General features: G+C 62.5%; 15 protein-coding genes and 1 pseudogene. 8 read left to right on the top strand and 8 right to left on the bottom strand.

The annotated features are described in order from the left end of the window. Positions 1-62: 62 nt before the first annotated feature. A complete protein-coding gene (locus PJE01S_RS16850) occupies positions 63-539 on the bottom strand; it encodes a peroxiredoxin (protein WP_068834801.1) in 477 nt (158 codons plus the stop codon). A gap of 135 nt (positions 540-674) precedes the next feature. Beyond that, a complete protein-coding gene (locus PJE01S_RS16845) occupies positions 675-1,058 on the bottom strand; it encodes an Mth938-like domain-containing protein (RefSeq protein WP_068834800.1) in 384 nt (127 codons plus the stop codon). Positions 1,059-1,251: 193 nt separating this feature from the next. Between PJE01S_RS16845 and PJE01S_RS16840 the strand changes: the two genes are divergently transcribed. The 6 genes and pseudogenes from PJE01S_RS16840 to moaD all read left to right on the top strand — a co-directional run bounded on the left by PJE01S_RS16840 (position 1,252) and on the right by moaD (position 7,488). Further along, complete coding sequence (locus tag PJE01S_RS16840; protein ID WP_068834799.1) at positions 1,252-2,475, top strand: pyridoxal phosphate-dependent aminotransferase; 1,224 nt, start codon at positions 1,252-1,254, stop codon at positions 2,473-2,475. Between the two features lie 66 nt (positions 2,476-2,541). Then, positions 2,542-3,864, top strand: coding sequence for a homoserine dehydrogenase (locus PJE01S_RS16835; protein WP_068834858.1), 1,323 nt, complete (start codon positions 2,542-2,544; stop codon positions 3,862-3,864). Further along, the gene (gene thrC, locus PJE01S_RS16830) at positions 3,864-5,279 is read left to right on the top strand and encodes a threonine synthase (RefSeq protein WP_068834798.1); all 1,416 of its coding nucleotides are present in this window, start codon (positions 3,864-3,866) and stop codon (positions 5,277-5,279) included. The genes PJE01S_RS16835 and thrC overlap by 1 nt, the downstream gene beginning before the upstream one ends. 72 nt (positions 5,280-5,351) lie before the next feature. Then, a pseudogene (mobB, locus tag PJE01S_RS16825) lies at positions 5,352-5,894 on the top strand (molybdopterin-guanine dinucleotide biosynthesis protein B); the annotation flags it as partial. Positions 5,895-5,925: 31 nt separating this feature from the next. Then, positions 5,926-7,212: a molybdopterin molybdotransferase MoeA gene (locus tag PJE01S_RS16820; protein WP_068834857.1), complete on the top strand. Its 1,287-nt coding sequence runs from the start codon at positions 5,926-5,928 to the stop codon at positions 7,210-7,212. Between the two features lie 24 nt (positions 7,213-7,236). Continuing rightward, positions 7,237-7,488 carry a molybdopterin converting factor subunit 1 gene (gene moaD, locus PJE01S_RS16815; RefSeq protein ID WP_068834796.1) on the top strand — a complete coding sequence of 84 codons (252 nt, stop codon included), beginning with the start codon at positions 7,237-7,239 and terminating at the stop codon, positions 7,486-7,488. Between the two features lies 1 nt (position 7,489). Here moaD and dapA read toward each other — a convergent pair whose 3' ends face one another. Further along, the gene (gene dapA / locus PJE01S_RS16810) at positions 7,490-8,383 is read right to left on the bottom strand and encodes a 4-hydroxy-tetrahydrodipicolinate synthase (RefSeq protein WP_068834795.1); all 894 of its coding nucleotides are present in this window, start codon (positions 8,381-8,383) and stop codon (positions 7,490-7,492) included. Between the two features lie 286 nt (positions 8,384-8,669). On the opposite strand from dapA, the gene PJE01S_RS16805 reads away from it, so the two are divergent. Continuing rightward, complete coding sequence (locus tag PJE01S_RS16805) at positions 8,670-9,146, top strand: molybdenum cofactor biosynthesis protein MoaE (protein ID WP_068834794.1); 477 nt, start codon at positions 8,670-8,672, stop codon at positions 9,144-9,146. 252 nt (positions 9,147-9,398) lie between these two features. Continuing rightward, a complete protein-coding gene (gene clpB / locus PJE01S_RS16800) occupies positions 9,399-11,999 on the top strand; it encodes an ATP-dependent chaperone ClpB (protein ID WP_068834793.1) in 2,601 nt (866 codons plus the stop codon). Between the two features lie 280 nt (positions 12,000-12,279). On the opposite strand, the gene PJE01S_RS16795 is transcribed toward clpB, so the two are convergent. From PJE01S_RS16795 to PJE01S_RS16770, 5 genes are all read right to left on the bottom strand, one after another. Then, complete coding sequence (locus tag PJE01S_RS16795; RefSeq protein ID WP_068834792.1) at positions 12,280-13,053, bottom strand: SDR family NAD(P)-dependent oxidoreductase; 774 nt, start codon at positions 13,051-13,053, stop codon at positions 12,280-12,282. Positions 13,054-13,068: 15 nt separating this feature from the next. Further along, on the bottom strand, positions 13,069-13,665 hold the full coding sequence (locus PJE01S_RS16790) for an NADPH-dependent F420 reductase (protein ID WP_068834791.1): 597 nt from the start codon (positions 13,663-13,665) through the stop codon (positions 13,069-13,071). Then, the gene (locus PJE01S_RS16785) at positions 13,662-14,324 is read right to left on the bottom strand and encodes a hydrolase (RefSeq protein WP_068834790.1); all 663 of its coding nucleotides are present in this window, start codon (positions 14,322-14,324) and stop codon (positions 13,662-13,664) included. Before PJE01S_RS16785 ends, PJE01S_RS16790 begins: the two co-directional genes overlap by 4 nt. 288 nt (positions 14,325-14,612) lie before the next feature. Continuing rightward, the gene (locus PJE01S_RS16780) at positions 14,613-15,590 is read right to left on the bottom strand and encodes an AraC family transcriptional regulator (RefSeq protein ID WP_068834789.1); all 978 of its coding nucleotides are present in this window, start codon (positions 15,588-15,590) and stop codon (positions 14,613-14,615) included. A gap of 462 nt (positions 15,591-16,052) precedes the next feature. Further along, complete coding sequence (locus PJE01S_RS16770) at positions 16,053-17,054, bottom strand: DnaJ domain-containing protein (RefSeq protein ID WP_169804393.1); 1,002 nt, start codon at positions 17,052-17,054, stop codon at positions 16,053-16,055. Between the last annotated feature and the right edge of the window lie 44 nt (positions 17,055-17,098).

Below are 17,098 nucleotides of genomic sequence, written 5' to 3'. Positions count from 1 at the left end.
CTCATATGACCCGGCAATCGACTGTTGTTACCGGGCGACCCGGCCCCCTTCAGCATGGCTTCTCAGGCGGGCTTCTTGAGGGCCTTGACGGCCTTGAGGACGTCGTCGACATGGCCGGGGACTTTCAGTCCGCGCCATTCTTCCTTCAGCAGGCCGTCGGCGCCGATCAGAAAGGTGCTGCGCTCAATGCCTTTCACTTTTTTGCCGTACATGATCTTGTTTTTGACCACGCCAAACATGTGGCACATTTTTTCTTCGGTGTCGGCAATCAGCTCAAACGGGAGTTCCAGCTTGGTCTTGAACTCGTCGTGCGACTTCATGTTGTCGCGCGAAACACCGAACACGGTGGCGCCAGCCTTGACGAAATCCTTGTAGCGGTCGCGAAACTGCATGGCTTCTGTGGTGCAGCCGGGCGTGTTGTCCTTGGGGTAAAAGTACAGCACAATGACTTGTCCCAGGTGGGACTGGTTGGAAACCTTGAGGCCACCTGTGGCGTTCGCTTCAAATTCGGGGAGAGGTTTATTGACGACGACTGCCATACTGAGTAGACCCTGACGAAAGTAGTTGTAATTGGCCGCGGCCTTTGGTAGCGCATGCGGGTGGTAAGCCCATGTAGCACCAAGTGCAACCCTAGATTTTACCCCGAAAGAGAAGGCGCTTCAGCCTTCTCTTTCTCAGGATTCAATCAGTAGGGCTGCTACCACCTGCCGGCCCTCGCCGGCCAGGATGTTGTAGGTGCGGCAGGCCGCCAGGGTGTCCATGGTTTCAAGGCCTATGCGCTGCTCCATCAGGACGCGCAGGAAGGCCGGGGGCGGAAAACGCAGGCGCGTTCCGCTGCCGAAAATCACCAATTCCGGCCTGGTTTGGGCCAGCTGGGCGAAGTGCTCGGCGGTGAGTTGCTCGAAACGCGTGCAGTTCCAGTCAAACTTCTCGCCCCGCGAGCCAATCACGATGCTGTGCTCGATTTTTTCGGCCACACCGTTGTTGCCCAGCCCCACCCATCCCGGGCCGTAGGCAAGGATGGACTGAACATCAAGACGGTCTGGCTGAAGTTTCATGCGGGATTCATGGCGTTGGGAGGGCTGGCGAGCGGCGGCGGCCAAGGGCTTATTGATGGCGCTTTGCCAGCGAAAGCCGCTATTTATGTGGTCAAATTATAGATTCCGCCCGAATTTCCCGTTGCGGTGCTGGCTTCTTACCGTTTGCCCTGCGCCTGGCGGTGTGGTCTTTGCCCAAATATCCAGAGAATTCATGAAACCGATCACCAAATCTGCCAAATTGGCCAATGTGCTTTACGACATCCGCGGCCCCATCATGGACGCCGCCAAGCAGATGGAGGAAGAGGGGCAAAAGCTCATCAAGCTCAATATTGGCAATCTCGCGGTGTTCGGCTTCGATGCGCCCGAGGAAGTCCAGCAGGACATGATCCGCAACCTGCCGGCCTCGGCCGGTTATTCGGACAGCAAGGGCATTTTTGCGGCGCGCAAGGCGGTGATGCACGAAACGCAAAGACAGGGCATCAAGGGCGTGACGCTGGACGATATTTACCTGGGCAACGGCGCCAGCGAACTGATCTCGATGGCCACCAACGCGCTGCTTGACGACGGCGACGAACTGCTGCTGCCTTCGCCCGACTACCCCTTGTGGACGGCCACCACCAGCCTGTCGGGCGGCACGCCGGTGCACTATGTGTGCGATGAGGCCAACGGCTGGATGCCCAACCTGGCCGACATCCGTGCCAAGATCACGCCCAAGACCAAGGGCATCGTGGTCATCAATCCGAACAACCCGACCGGCGCCTTGTATTCCGACGAATTGCTCAAAAGCATTGTCCAGCTCGCCCACGAGCATGGCCTGGTGATCCTGGCGGACGAGGTGTACGACAAGGTGCTGTACGACGGCGCCCGCCACACCGCCATGGCCAGCCTGTCGACGGACGTGCTGACCCTGACCTTCAATTCGCTCTCCAAGAGCTACCGCTCCTGCGGTTACCGCGCCGGCTGGCTGGTGGTGTCGGGTCCCAAGAAGCAGGCGCAGGACTACATCGAGGGCCTGAACATGCTGGCCAACATGAAGCTGTGCTCCAACGTGCCGGGCCAGTGGGGCATCCAGACGGCCCTGGGCGGCTACCAGAGCATCAACGACCTGGTGGGCGAGGGCGGACGCCTGCGGCGCCAGCGCGACCTGGCCTACGAGCTGATCACGGCGATTCCGGGTGTCAGCTGTGTCAAGCCCAGCGCGGCGCTCTACATGTTCCCCCGGCTCGATCCCAAGGTGTATCCGATCACGGACGACCGGCAATTCTTCCTCGAGTTGCTGAAGGAAACCAAGGTGATGCTGGTGCAGGGCACGGGCTTCAACTGGGCGGCGCCGGACCATTTCCGCATCGTCTTTCTGCCGCATGAGGAAGACCTTCGCGAGGCCATAGGGCGCATTGCCAAATTTCTTGAGAACTATCGAAATAATAGCAACTAATGCAATTCCAGCAGGGGCTGCAGGCACTTTTGACCATTGAATCATATGAAACCGACATCGACGAATCTGAAATCCATCCAAGTGGGCCTGCTGGGCATAGGCACGGTAGGCGGCGGCGTGTTCAACGTCTTGCAGCGCAACCAGGAGGAAATCCTGCGCCGTGCCGGCCGCGGCATTGAAATCACCATGGTGGCCGACCTGGACACCGCACGCGCCCAGGCGGTTGTGGGCAGCAGCGTCCAGGTGGTGGCCGATGCCCGCGCGGTGATTGCCAACCCGGAGATCGACATCGTGGTCGAGCTGATAGGCGGCTACGGCATTGCCCGCCAGCTGGTCATGGAAGCCATCGAGGCGGGCAAGCATGTGGTGACCGCCAACAAGGCCTTGCTGGCGGTGCACGGCACCGAGATTTTTGCCGCGGCGCACCGCAAGGGCGTGATGGTGGCTTTTGAAGCCGCCGTCGCCGGCGGCATTCCCATCATCAAGTCGCTGCGCGAAGGCCTCACGGCCAACCGCATCGAATGGATTGCCGGCATCATCAACGGCACCACCAATTTCATCCTCAGCGAGATGCGCGACAAGGGCCTGGACTTTGAGGTGGTGCTCAAGGAAGCGCAGCGCCTGGGCTACGCCGAGGCCGACCCGACCTTTGACATTGAAGGCGTGGATGCCGCGCACAAGGCCGCCCTGATGTCGGCGATTGCCTTCGGCATCCCGGTGCAGTTTGACAAGGCCTATGTCGAGGGCATCACCCAGCTGGCGGCGCAGGACATCAAGTACGCCGAAAAGCTCGGCTACCGCATCAAGCTGCTGGGCATCACCAAGAAGACGGCCAAGGGCATAGAGCTGCGCGTGCATCCCTGCCTGGTGCCGGTGAAGCGCCTGATCGCCAATGTGGAAGGCGCCATGAACGCGGTGATGGTGCATGGCGATGCCGTTGGCACCACGATGTACTACGGCAAGGGCGCGGGCAGCGAGCCCACGGCCAGCGCGGTGATTGCCGACCTGGTGGACATCACGCGGCTGCACACCAGCGATCCGCTGCACCGCGTGCCGCACCTGGCGTTCCAGCCCGATGCCATGAGCGACACCCCGGTGCTGGCCATGGGGGATGTGGTCACGAGTTACTACCTGCGCCTGAAGGTTGCCGACCAGGCCGGCGTGCTGGCCAAGGTGACCGGCATTCTGGCCGAGGCCGGCATCAGCATAGACGCCATGCTGCAGCGCGAAGCCGACGAGGTGGGCGGCGAAGGCTCCACGCAAACCGACCTCATCATCCTCACGCATGACTGCGTGGAGGCGAAGATGAATGCGGCACTCGCGCAAATGCAGGCGCTGCCCACCGTGCTGGCGCCCATCACGCGCATCCGCAAGGAGGAACTGGCCTGATGCTTTACATTTCCACGCGCGGCCATGCCGACCGCAAGCGCTTTTGCGAAATCCTGCTCGAGGGCCTGGCGCCCGACGGCGGTTTGTACCTGCCCGAACGGTATCCGCAGGTGGATGAGGCCACGCTCACGGCGTGGCGCGGTCTTTCCTATGCCGAGCTGGCGTTTGAAGTCCTGTCGCTGTATGTCGACGACATTCCCGCGGCTGACCTGAAGGCCATCTGCGCCAGGACCTATACCGAGGAGGTCTTCGGCAGCTGGGAAATCGTGCCGCTTCGCGCGCTGGAAAACGGCCTCTACCTGGAGGCCCTGTCCAACGGCCCGACCTTGGCCTTCAAGGACATGGCCATGCAGCTGCTGGGCAATCTGTTCGAGTACGAACTGGCGCGCCGCGGCGAAGAACTCAACATCCTGGGTGCCACCAGCGGCGACACCGGCAGCGCGGCCGAATACGCCATGCGCGGCAAAAAGGGCGTGCGCGTCTTCATGACCTCGCCGAACGGCCGCATGAGCCCCTTCCAGCAGGCGCAGATGTTCAGCCTGCAGGATGACAACATCCACAACATTGCGGTGGAAGGCGTGTTTGACGACTGCCAGGACATCGTCAAGGCGGTGTCCAACGACCTGGCCTTCAAGCGCCAGTACAAGATAGGCACCGTCAACTCCATCAACTGGGCGCGCCTGATGGCCCAGGTGGTTTACTACTTTGCCGGCTACTTCCAGGCCACGAGTTCGAATTCCGAGAAGGTCAGCTTCACCGTGCCCTCCGGCAATTTCGGCAATGTCTGTGCCGGCCATGTGGCGCGCAGCATGGGCCTGCCCATAGACAAGCTGGTGGTCGCCACCAACGAAAACGATGTGCTCGACGAGTTCTTCCGCACCGGGGTTTACCGCGTGCGCGGCAGCGCCGACACGCATGAAACCTCCAGCCCGTCCATGGACATTTCCAAGGCCTCGAATTTCGAGCGCTTTGTGTTTGACCTGCTGGGCCGCGATGGCGACAAGACCCGGGCGCTGTTTCACGACCAGCTGGCCAGCCAGGGCCGCTTTGACCTGAGCGCCGACCCGGCTTTTCAGATGGCCGCCCAGCGCTATGGTTTTGTCAGCGGCAAAAGCATTCACGCCGACCGCCTGGCTACCATCAAAGACACCTTCCAGCGTTTTGGCAGCATGATAGACACGCACACCGCCGACGGCCTGAAGGTGGCGCGCGAGCAGCTTCAGGCCGGTGTGCCCATGATCGTGCTGGAAACGGCCCTGCCCATCAAGTTTGCCGAAACCATCGTCGAAGCGCTGGGCCAGGCGCCGACGCGTCCGGCGAAATTCGAGGGCATAGAGGCCTTGCCCAAGCGCGTCAAGGTGCTGCCGGCCGATGTCGCGCTGATCAAGCGCTACATTGCCGAAAATGTGCATTGAATCGGACTGAAGCCCTTGTTGTACGGGTGCGGTCAGCTATTTAATTGATAGCATTTTGCTTTTGCTGAAAGCGGACTCATGAACGTGGCTGGATTTGCCGGGTACTCTGGCTCGGGCAAGACAACGCTGGTGGAAAAGCTGATTCCGGCCCTCAAGCTGCGCGGCCTGCGGGTGTCGGTCGTCAAGCATGCCCATCACAGCTTTGACATTGACCACCCCGGCAAAGACACGTGGCGCCACCGCGAAGCCGGCGCCTTTGAGGTGGTGGTGGCCTCGCCGCACCGGCTGGCGCTGATACGCGAGTTTGAGCAAGCCGCCGAATTGACCGTGCACCAGCTGATTGCCGAGTTGAGCGCCGATGTGGACTGGGTGCTGGTCGAGGGTTTCAAGAAAAGCGATTTGCCGAAAATTGAAATCTGGCGCGCTTCTTCGGCCAAGCCGGCCCACTACATGGAAGACGATTTCATCGTCGCCATCGCCACGGACTCACCCGACCAGCTGCCCGCAGCAACCTTGCGCCCGGTGCTGGATTTGAACGATGTCAACGCCGTGGCCGATTACCTGGTCAACAATCAACAGCGCTTTCTTTATTCGCTTGAAAAGCGTTTCGACTGACCTCGTCAAGCCCATTCCGGACAAGCTCACCATGCGCCCTGACGCCGAAAATTCAGCCATACCCGCCACGCCAGCTGCTCCCGTGCCTGCACGGGCGCCTCTGCAGTCGCTCGACCTGGCGCTGACGGCGCTGCTGGCCCGGGCTGTGCCACTGCCGGCTGTCGAAAGCGTTTCCACGTTTGAGGCCGATGGCCGGGTGCTGGCCCAGGACCTGCTGTCCAGCCTGGATGTGCCGGCACACGACAACAGTTCCATGGACGGCTACGCCGTGCGCTGTGCCGACTGGGCCGGTGCCGCAACGGTGTTGCAGGTCACGCAGCGGATTCCGGCGGGCAGCAGCGGCCATGCTTTGGCCGCCATGTCGGCCGCGCGGATTTTCACCGGCGCGCCGATTCCCCCCGGCGCCGATGCCGTGGTGATGCAGGAAGACTGCGAAACCGTTGAGGCGGACGGCGCCCCCGGCGTGCGCCTTCAGGTCCCGCCGCAACCGGGCCAGTGGATTCGCCGCCGTGGCGAAGACGTGGCGGCGGGCGCCGTGGTTTTGCAGCGCGGCGAACGCCTGACGCCGGCGTCGCTGGGGCTGGCGGCCAGCATAGGCTTTGACCAGCTGCGGGTGGCCCCGCGCGTACGCGTGGCGCTGTTTTCCACCGGCGACGAACTCGTGATGCCGGGCGAGGTGGCGCCTGCCGACATGAAGCCCGGTGCCATCTACAACTCCAACCGTTTCTTCTTGCGGGCCCTGCTGCAGCGCCTGGGTTGCATGGTGACCGATCTGGGCATCGTGCCCGACCGGCTCGATGCGACGATGGCGGCGCTGAAGGGCGCCAGCCAGCAGCACGACCTCATCCTGACCAGTGGCGGCGTTTCGGTCGGCGAGGAAGACCATATCAAGCCCGCCGTCCAGGCGCTGGGCGAGCTCAATCTCTGGCAGATCGCCATCAAGCCGGGCAAGCCGTTTGCCTATGGCCAGGTCGGTGCCGCGCACTTCATCGGCCTGCCGGGCAACCCGGTGTCCAGCTTCGTGACTTTCCTGCTGCTGGTGAGGCCCTTTTTGCTCAAGCTGCAGGGGGCGACCGAACTTGCTCCCAAATCTATAGCGATTCCCGCCCATTTCACCTGGCCCAGAGCCGATAAGCGCCGTGAATTTCTGCGCGTGAAGCAAAATGCGGCCGGTGGCCTGGATCTGTTCGGCAACCAGAGTTCGGGCGTGCTCACCTCTGCCGTCTGGGGCGACGGCCTGGTGGACAACCCCGCCGGCCAGACCATTGCGCACGGCGACACCGTGCGCTTCATCCCGTTTTCGGCGCTCCTGTCGTGAAAACCTTGGCTTGAAGCTACGCGCATGAAAATCACCGTCAAATACTTTGCCTCCATACGCGAAGCCATAGGGCAGGGCAGCGAGCTGCGCGACACCTCCGCCGCGACACTGGCCGCCCTGCGCGATGAACTGCTGGCCGCCAGCCCCGCGCATGCCGCCGGCCTGGCCCGTGGCAAGTCGGTTCGCATGGCGCTCAACCAGGTCATGAGCGACGAGTCGGCGCTTTTGAGCGATGGCTGCGAGGTGGCGTTTTTTCCACCGGTCACCGGCGGTTGATTCAAACGATCAATTCATCAAGCCGCAGCAGGCGTTCAACCAGCGCGCTGGAGGCCCGCGTCATCGGGCTGCGCAATTCGTCGCGGATCAGTCCCTGGCGCGCCAGCAGCGCTTTCAGCGGGCCCGGGTTGGGCTCTGAAAACAGTCCTTCGATCAGCGGCAGCATCGGCGTCCACAGCGCTTCGGCCTGCGACAACCCGCCTGCCTGGATGAGCCGCAGAATTTGAACGAAACGCCGGGTCTGCAAATGGGCCGCCGCCGCGATCGCGCCCCGGCCGCCCTGTGCCATGGTTGAAAAGATTTGCGCGTCTTCGCCGCTGAGGACTTGCAGCCGGCCGCCGGCAATCAGCGCCCGGGTTTTGGCGGCGTCGCCCCCGCAGTCCTTGATGGCGCAGATGCGTGGGTGGCCGGCCAGCGTCATCAGCGTGTCCAGCGTTATCGTGCTGCCGGTGCGGTACGGAATGTCGTAAAGAATGATCGGTACGGCGCTCGCATCGGCCAAGGCCGTAAACCATTCGATCAGGCCTGCCTGGGCGGGCCGGATGTAGCTGGGCGCCGGCAACAGGAAGCCGGCAATGCCCAACGCGCCCAGCGCCTTGATGCGCGCCGCGGTTTTGCCCAGATGGTAGCCCGACAAACCCATGACGACGGGCAACCCGGGCGCTTCCGACATCACCGTTTGCAGCACAGCCTGCTGCTCTTCATCGCTCAGGGCCGCGGCTTCGCCGGTGGAGCCGCAGACCACCAGGCCGGCAATCCCGCTGGCGCGGTAGTGTGCGACCAGGCGTTTTACAGCCGCATGATCGACCTCACCGTGGTCAAAGGGGGTGATGAGCGGAATCCAGAGTCCCGAAAAATCCTGGTTCGCCTGGTTCAAATTGCGCGCTGTTTGCATGAAGACACATCCTGAAAAACTGACCGGCTTGAAAGGCCGTCATCGGAACAAGAGATGGTGTCCGCGCAAAAGGCTTGAAAGTGGCTGGCGGTTCCATCGCTCATTCGACGACGGAACCGCAGCCCCGGTCAAATGAGCAACGGTTTTTTCGATTTGCTGGCGCATACCCCGGCCGCGCTGGCGCCGCCGGGCGTCCAGAGGGTCGGGAAATGAGAGTGGCCAGTCATGCGCCAAATCTTAACCCATGAGGTCGCTTTGGAAAGGGGCTGGTGGCAAAATCGCCTCTATGGCTTCTCCCCGCGTGTTGATCTCAACCGAAGACTTCAATCTTGCCCATGAGATTGCGGCCTTGCGCGCGCATGACAAGCGCGTGGGCGCCGTCTGCAGTTTTATCGGCACCGTCCGTGACCGCAATGACGGCCTGAGCATCGGCAGCATGGAGCTGGAGCACTACCCCGGCATGACCGAAAAGGCCATCGAGGCCATGATCGACGAGGCGATGCGGCGCTTTGATATTTTTGGCGTCCGGGTGATTCACCGTGTCGGGCTGTTGCAGCCGCTGGACCAGGTGGTGATGGTGGCCGTGACTTCCGCGCACCGCGGTGAAAGTTTCAAGGCCTGCGAGTTCCTGATGGACTACCTCAAGACCCAGGCGCCATTCTGGAAAAAAGAGCAGACGCCGGAAGGTGCGCGCTGGGTCGATGCGCGGGTCAGCGATGATGCCGCACTTGCAAAATGGGGCATCAGCGTGCCCAACGCCTGATTCCATTTCTACTTCAAGGCGATAGGTCGTTGCCGCGCCTTGGCCGTTACAGCACTGTCTGCGGCGCTACGCCTGCTCTCTCATTGAATGAGCAATGGAATGAGTCTTCGCCAGGGCCTGGCCGGGCTTGACCTGCATCAAGCCGCTCCCCCCTGGAAAACGGCCGGTCCGCATCCATGACTTGAAAAGCCGCGGGAAAGGCCCAAAATCCCCTGCAATCAAATCTTTTGGAGCTCCTTTTGGAGTGACTACATGCGCCAAGACAAACTCACGACCAAATTCCAGGAGGCCCTGAGCGACGCCCAGTCGCTGGCCCTGGGCCATGACAACGGCTATATCGAACCCGTCCACCTGCTGGCCGCCATGCTGCGCCAGGACGATGGGCCGCGCGCGCTGCTGGAGCGCGCGGGTGTCAACGTCAGCGGACTGACCCAGGCGGCCGATGCGGCTGTCAAAAAGCTGCCCCAGGTGCAGGGCCAGGACCAGATCCAGGTTGGCCCGGATCTCGCCCGGCTGCTGCAGGCCACCGAAAAGGAATCCATCAAGCGCAATGACCAGTTCATCGCCGGCGAGCTGTTTTTGCTGGCGCTGACCGACAGCAAGAGTGATGCGGGCCGCATCGCCAAGGAAAACGGCCTGACGCGCAAGGCGCTGGAAGCGGCGATTGACGCCGTGCGCGGTGGGCAGGGCGTGGACAGCGCCGACGCCGAAGGCCAGCGCGAAGCCCTCAAGAAATACTGCCTGGACCTGACCGAGCGCGCCCGCCTGGGCAAGCTCGATCCGGTGATTGGCCGCGACGATGAGATCCGCCGCGCCATCCAGGTGCTGCAGCGCCGCACCAAGAACAACCCGGTGCTGATAGGCGAGCCAGGCGTCGGCAAGACCGCCATCGTTGAAGGCCTCGCCCAGCGCATCGTGGCGGGCGAAGTGCCCGACTCGCTCAAGGGCAAGCGCGTGCTGTCGCTCGACATGGCAGCCTTGCTGGCCGGCGCCAAGTTCCGCGGCGAGTTTGAAGAGCGCCTGAAAACCGTGCTCAAGGAGCTGGCCCAGGACGAAGGCCAGACCATCGTCTTCATCGACGAGCTGCACACCATGGTCGGCGCCGGCAAGGCCGAGGGCGCCATGGACGCCGGCAACATGCTGAAACCCGCGCTGGCGCGCGGCGAGCTGCACTGCGTGGGCGCCACCACGCTGGACGAGTACCGCAAATACATCGAGAAGGACGCCGCGCTGGAGCGCCGCTTCCAGAAGATTTTGGTGGACGAGCCGAGCGTGGAGGCGACCATCGCCATCCTGCGCGGCCTGCAGGAGAAATACGAAGCGCACCACGGCGTGGACATCACCGACCCGGCCATCGTGGCTGCGGCCGAGCTCAGCCATCGCTACATCACCGACCGGTTTTTGCCCGACAAGGCGATCGACCTGATCGACGAGGCCGCCGCCAAGATCAAGATCGAGATGGACTCCAAGCCCGAGGTGATGGACCGCCTCGACCGTCGGCTGATCCAGCTGCAGATCGAGCGCGAAGCCGTGCGCCGTGAAAAAGACGAGGCCTCGCAAAAACGCTTTGGCCTGATTGAAGAAGAGATCGCCAAGCTGCAAAAGGAAATTTCCGACCTCGACGAAATCTGGCAGGCCGAAAAAGCCCAGGCGCTCGGGTCCAAAGACCTCATGAAAGAGCGGGACAGCATTCGCTTCCAGATCGAAGAATTCACCCGCAAGGGCGACTTCAACAAGGTCGCCGAGCTGCAATACGGCAAGCTGCCCGAACTGGAAAAGCGCCTGAAGCAGGCGCAGGACAGCGAAGCCCACAAGCAAGCGGACAACGCCCCCAAGCTGCTGCGCACCCAGGTCGGCGCCGAGGAGATCGCCGAAGTCGTGGCGCGCGCCACCGGCATTCCGGTCAGTAAGCTCATGCAGGGCGAACGCGACAAGCTGCTGCAGATGGAAGGCAAGCTGCATGAGCGCGTGGTGGGGCAGGACGAAGCCATTGGGGCGGTTGCCAATGCGATTCGCCGCTCGCGCTCGGGCCTCAGTGACCCGAACCGGCCGACCGGCTCCTTCCTGTTCCTCGGCCCCACGGGCGTGGGCAAGACCGAGCTGTGCAAGGCGCTGGCCGGTTTCCTGTTCGACAGCGAAGACCACTTGGTCCGCGTCGACATGAGCGAGTTCATGGAAAAGCATTCGGTGGCCCGCCTGATAGGTGCGCCGCCCGGCTATGTGGGTTACGAGGAGGGCGGCCACCTGACCGAAGCCGTGCGCCGCAAGCCCTACAGCGTGCTGCTGCTCGACGAGATCGAAAAAGCCCACCCCGACGTCTTCAACGTGCTGCTGCAGGTGCTGGACGATGGCCGCCTGACCGATGGCCAGGGCCGCACCGTGGACTTCAAGAACACCGTGATCGTGATGACCAGCAACATCGGTTCGCCCATCATCCAGTCCATGGTCGGCCAGCCGGCCGACGAGATCAAGGACGCGGTGACGGACGAGCTGAAGAACTACTTCCGTCCCGAGTTCTTGAACCGCATCGACGAGACCGTGGTCTTCCATGCGCTGGACGCGAAGAACATCGCCTCCATCGCCCGCATCCAGCTCAAGGTGCTGCTGGCGCGCCTGGCCAAGATGGACCTGACGCTGGAAGTCTCGGAAGCGGCGATTGCCGAGCTGGCCAAGGTCGGCTTCGATCCGGTGTTCGGCGCGCGGCCGCTCAAGCGAGCGATCCAGCAGCGCATTGAAAACCCATTGTCCAAGCTGCTGCTGGAAGGGCTCTTTCCACCCAAGAGCGTGATTCCGGTCGATGTGGACCCGGTGCGTGAGCCCGGCGTGTTCAAGTTCGACCGCGTCGTCCACTGAGTGCCCCAGGCGGCGCAGGCGCTATCGGTTTGATAGCTGCTTGCGCCCGTCCTTCTGGGGCTACAGGCCCTTTTGATGCGGTAGTGGCAAGTAATTATTGTCGTTAGCGAGAAAATGATCGCTTTCGACCTGACACTGGGCGGTCAGGCGCGTGGCGCTGAGTACCCGCTGAAGACTGACTGCTGTCATAGGGCTATTCAAGCTGCTGGCTTCATACCCGACGTTGGCATCGACGGGTTGAATCCGTCGCCAATAGCGGACCTTCGAGCTTCCCGAGCCATCAAAACTCGAAGCCGCCAATGGTCATCCCGCCGTCGACGACCAGCATCTGTCCAAGGACGTAGCTGGCCTCCGGCGAGCACAACCACACGGCTGCGGCTGCGGCCTCTTCGGCGCGCGCACCGCGTTTGGCCGGGATCGCCGATAGCGCCAGCTTGGCGAAGGCCGGGTTCTGCGCACTGTTCGCGGCGACCATGGGCGTATCGGTCCAGCCCGGGGCGAGTGCGTTGACCCGCACGTGATGGGCCGCGTTTTCCATCGCCGCCACGCGTGTGAGGCCTAGCACCCCATGCTTCGATGCGGCATAGGCACACATCCCGCCGGGCCCCGTGATCGCGGCGACCGATGCGGTGTTGCAGATCGCACCGCCACCGGTCTTCCTCATGAGCGGCAGCTCGTACTTCATTCCGAGAAAGACGCTCGTGAGGTTCACGCGCATCACCTCTTCGAAATCCTGCATTGGGTAGTCCTCGATGCGATGCGCGCCGCCAGTGATGCCGGCATTGTTGAGGGCGACGTCGAGCCTTGCCTCTTCGCGGTCGATGCGCGAAAGCAATGCTGCGACATCCTCTTCGCGGGAGACATCGGCGGCCGCAACGCGTGCCAATCCGCCTGTCGCTTCGATCATCGCTTGCGTCTGCGCCAGCTTCGCTTCCTGTCGCCCGGCGCAATAGACGAGCGCGCCGCGGGCGGCGAAAAGCTGCGCCGCCGCGCGCCCGATTCCTGATCCCGCACCAGTGACCAGGACCACCTTGCCTTCGAATAGAGTGGGCATCCGCTTGCTCCGCCCTCAGCCCAGCTTGACCAGATTCAAGGTGGGAAGCACGCCACCCGGAAACTGCTGAAGCGGGCTGCCGCTCGCCAGGGTTCCGAGGTCGATGGTGGCGAAGCCGCAGCGGCCGAGGATTTCGCCGACGGCCTGCTTTGCCGCGCCGTCGTCGCCACAGAGGAAGAGCACGCGGCGCCCGCCTGCCACATGCGGGTCGGCGGCAAGCATGGCGCGCACCAGCGTATTACCCGCTTTCACGACGCGAGCGCCTGGCGCGTGCGACGCAACGACCTCGCTCGAACTCTTGCCGTTCAGGTCGAGGGCGCTGAAGCCCGGCCCGACGGCGTTCGTCGCATCGATCAGAACACGGCCGTTCCATGCGGGCAGGCCGGCCAGTGCTTCTGGCACCTGCGGCCATTGCACCGCCAGAAAGACCACGTCGGCAGCGGCGGCTTCTTCGCGCGTTCCAGCCTTGGCGTTCGGCCCCATCTCGCGCGCGGCAGCGGTCAGCGATTCGGGACCGTGGCTGTTGCTGAGGACCACCTCGTAGCCGGCCTTCACTGCATGACCCGCAAAGGCCTGTCCGATGCCGCCCGCACCAATGACGCCGATCTTCATGATTGGCCCGCCCGAGGTGCATTGAGCAGCTGCTGTTCCCATAGCAAGCTCGTGCCGACGTTGCCCATGTGCTCAACAAGCATCTGTCCGAGCGCGGGCACGGTCGCCGTACGCGCCCAATCGCGCTGCAGTTCCGATGCGAACACCGTCCAGGTGAGAGGCACGCCGCCTGCCTGGATCATGCGTTGCACCGCCATCTCGTGCGCCTCCAGGCTGACACCGCCGGAAGCATCGGTGACGAAGTACACCTCGTACCCGTCGCCCAGCGCGTGAATGACAGGGAACGCCAGGCAGATTTCGGTCCAAAGCGCTGCCATCACGATCTTCTTGCGTCCGGTCTTCTTCACCCAGGCCACGACGCGCTCGTCCTCCCAGGTGTTGATGAAGGTGCGGTCGATCGGTTTTTGTTCGGGAAAGACGTCCTGCAGCTGCTTGAGGAGCAGCCCGCCCTTGTCCTCGACGACCGTCGTGAGCAGGGTCGGCACCTTGAATGCCTTGGCGGACTTGGCAAGACCCACGACGTTGTTGATGATTGTCTGCGTGTCATGGCTTCGCAGGCCCGCGAACTGGAACGGCTGGTGATCGATGAGAACAAGGACGCAGTTGTCGGGCGTGAGCATGGCCTGCAGGCCGGCTTTCGGGTTATTTTGGTTTGGCATAGGATTCCTTAGGTAGATTCATTGCTGGAACGTCACGTGCCGTCAAAACCTTTTGAATGCCTGCAAATGCAATGTTTTCTCAACGCCGCCAACATGCTCATGGAACATCGCCGTCTGCAATTCGTCTTCGCAGGAATCTTCGGCCCCGCGACAAAAATGTAGGGGCTTTCCATGATTGGAAATTGCCTGTGCGTGCCACGTCGTTGGCTGTGAGTGCCAGCCATCAGGCTATGACGATGAAATCTCAGGCCGGCAAGTAGGCCGAAAGGCAAGCCTGCCGCTGAGGTCCTACGATGCGCGGTTTTGGCGAAGGCTGTTGGGCGTATGCCCAAAACGCAGTCGGCACACTCGGGAGAAGTGAGAAGGATCCAGGAAGCCGGCGCGTTTCCCAATTTCGGCCACCGTGATGCGATCAAATGTCCTTGAGAGGAGCATACGAAAAGCCACATCCAGGCGTGCGTCGATGAGTGTTTTACCGAATGTTTCCCCGTGAGCCGCGAGCGTTCGATGCAGCGTCCGGGGGGATAAATTCAGCGAAGCGGCTACGTCGGCGGCGGTCAGCTGCAACTCTGAGCAGCGTTGTTCAATACACGCGTGAATTCGGTCGCACTGTTGAACATCAGGCGCCTGACTCTCCGGCACATACCCCAGCACTTCCTGCGCAGCGAGTGCGAGCAGCGCACCCATCTGATCTGCCATGACCTGGGCCGGTAACGGGGGGGCCATCGCCAACTCGGGGGTGACTTGAGACATGTAGTTCGACAAGACTTTGCCCCAACCGGCATCTCCGGAGATGCGTCGACCTACCAATTGTCTCGGATCCGCAATCCAGGCTTGGAGCCATTCGATAGGCAGTCGCACATTGAGTGCCAAACAATCGGGCGGCCAATGTACGGACAGTTCTTCGCGGGTGTCGGCCAATAGAACGTCGCCTGGCAGAAGCAGTGCTTCACGGTCCTTTTTCCAATGCCTCCAACTGCATCCAACGCCGACGGTCAGGAGATAGGTGAATTCTTGGGCGCGCGCAATGTCTTTTCGCGTCCGGTACGCGTCATGGGTCGACCCCCCCAATCGCGACACAATGAGAGGACCTAATTGCGCAGCCGTGAGCTCCGCTTTGAAATTGAATCTCACCGGACTGGACGTCGTGATACTCAAAATACGGTTGTCGAGCATGCCCGCGTAGGCATCGAGCCGCTCAGAGGGGGGGAAATCGCTGGTGGACCACTTAAATGGCGCCGTTGCTCGATTGTCGGATCTTTCCAAAGTGCCCTCCGGGGTAGCCTAGTGGCTATGCGTCAATTGAGGATCTTAGTTAATGAACACGAGCCTTCGTGAGAATTGCGCCAACGAGCTACCGTGCGAAAGAAACTCCTCGGGACGACGGCCCGTCGCGTATCGGGTTGGTCAAATCCGGGTATCACGGTCGCCCGCAACCGAGACAAGTTGTTCAAGCGGGTTTAAGTGTCCCTCACTTGAACGTCCGAGTAAATGGTATCCGCGTGCGTCAAGCTGACATTCACGCCTGTCAGCTTCCGCTTGCGATGCAGACGACAGCAGCAGACTGACTGCTGACCTACATCCATTCGAAATTCTCGCTCCTTACCGGACATTGACATCAGCAGCTCGAGCGTCAGCAATGTCGCGGCGATTTCGATGTTTGCTGCATCCGGACCCGGCCAAAAGCGGGCCATCATCAGCCCACCATGCTGATGGTCATCAGGGATCTCACCTGCGCCGATCCTGCCAGCTGTCCACCAACCGGGTCCATGCCGCCATGCGATCGCCGGCCGACGTGCCGGCCGCCCCGGAGTTGCTGGTCACCAGCCGATCGATCGCTGCCTCCTGCTCCCGGCTGAACTCCTCCGGAAACATCGGCACGACGGTGACGATGCAGTCCGCAGCCTCTGCCTCGTTCGTCCACGGCAGGCCCGCGTTTTTGATGCGATAGCTCAGGTAGCCCCGCCGCAGCTTCATCTGTTGCAGTCCGCGGGGGGTCGGAACCTCGATCCAGCGATTGGCCATCCATGCAAAGCCGTCGACGGGCAGCTCGCACTTCAAGGTCCCGTCGGCTTCGGCCGTGAAGAACTCATGCGGCTGCAGCTCCACGCGCAGGCGCAGCGCCAGCCTGTGCTGGCGCTGCCTGCCTTGCACGCGGGCTGTGACATCGAGCAGGTCGCCAGCGCGCGCGCCGGGCGCGACCTGCACCCGGCAGCGGTACTTGCTCGCCGGTGCCTTCCCGCTAGCCGCGCAGGCAGTACAGCCTTGGCGCGTCTTCCCGTGCCCCTGACAGGCTGTGCATTCGACCATGGACGAGACCCAGGCGAACCAGAGATGCTGCCGGATGTGGCCGGCGCCACTACATTCGCTGCACTCGGTAGCCTGCAGTTGCAGGCCACTGCCTTCGCAGTCGGCGCAGTCTTCGACCACCTCGCCCCGCACTTCCCTGACGCAGCCGGCCACCACCTCCTCGAGCGTGAGGCTCACGGGGTGCTCGACGGTGGGTTCCGCACCGGGGGCGGGATCCTCGGCTTCAGCTTCCGGCTCGCCCCGGGCACTGCGGATCACTTCCATTGCCCGATTGATGCGCTGAATCTTTCGCAGGGCCTGCGGGCTGTCGTTGCGATCCGGGTGCCAGCGCGCGGACAGGCGGCGCCACGCCGCCTTCACCTCGGCATCGCTGGAGCCCGGTGCCAGGCCGAGTTCGTGGTAAGGGTCGTCGAGGTGCATGATCTCAATGGTGCAAGCTCTGTTGCAGTGCACCATGGTAGCAG

The organism is Polaromonas jejuensis NBRC 106434, assembly GCF_001598235.1.
GTDB classification, from domain to species: Bacteria; Pseudomonadota; Gammaproteobacteria; order Burkholderiales; family Burkholderiaceae_C; genus Polaromonas; species Polaromonas jejuensis.
The sequence above is the reverse complement of the archived record's forward strand: the minus strand, read 5'-3'. Positions and strand labels throughout refer to the sequence as shown.

Excerpts from the sequence above, each read along its gene's own strand:
- PJE01S_RS16850 (WP_068834801.1), bottom strand. The coding sequence starts at position 539 with ATGGCAGTCGTCGTCAATAAACCTCTCCCCGAATTTGAAGCGAACGCC.
- PJE01S_RS16845 (WP_068834800.1), bottom strand. The coding sequence starts at position 1,058 with ATGAAACTTCAGCCAGACCGTCTTGATGTTCAGTCCATCCTTGCCTAC.
- PJE01S_RS16840 (WP_068834799.1), top strand. The coding sequence starts at position 1,252 with ATGAAACCGATCACCAAATCTGCCAAATTGGCCAATGTGCTTTACGAC.
- thrC (WP_068834798.1), top strand. The coding sequence starts at position 3,864 with ATGCTTTACATTTCCACGCGCGGCCATGCCGACCGCAAGCGCTTTTGC.
- PJE01S_RS16820 (WP_068834857.1), top strand. The coding sequence starts at position 5,926 with ATGCGCCCTGACGCCGAAAATTCAGCCATACCCGCCACGCCAGCTGCT.
- moaD (WP_068834796.1), top strand. The coding sequence starts at position 7,237 with ATGAAAATCACCGTCAAATACTTTGCCTCCATACGCGAAGCCATAGGG.
- dapA (WP_068834795.1), bottom strand. The coding sequence starts at position 8,383 with ATGCAAACAGCGCGCAATTTGAACCAGGCGAACCAGGATTTTTCGGGA.
- PJE01S_RS16805 (WP_068834794.1), top strand. The coding sequence starts at position 8,670 with ATGGCTTCTCCCCGCGTGTTGATCTCAACCGAAGACTTCAATCTTGCC.
- clpB (WP_068834793.1), top strand. The coding sequence starts at position 9,399 with ATGCGCCAAGACAAACTCACGACCAAATTCCAGGAGGCCCTGAGCGAC.
- PJE01S_RS16795 (WP_068834792.1), bottom strand. The coding sequence starts at position 13,053 with ATGCCCACTCTATTCGAAGGCAAGGTGGTCCTGGTCACTGGTGCGGGA.
- PJE01S_RS16790 (WP_068834791.1), bottom strand. The coding sequence starts at position 13,665 with ATGAAGATCGGCGTCATTGGTGCGGGCGGCATCGGACAGGCCTTTGCG.
- PJE01S_RS16785 (WP_068834790.1), bottom strand. The coding sequence starts at position 14,324 with ATGCCAAACCAAAATAACCCGAAAGCCGGCCTGCAGGCCATGCTCACG.
- PJE01S_RS16770 (WP_169804393.1), bottom strand. The coding sequence starts at position 17,054 with ATGCACCTCGACGACCCTTACCACGAACTCGGCCTGGCACCGGGCTCC.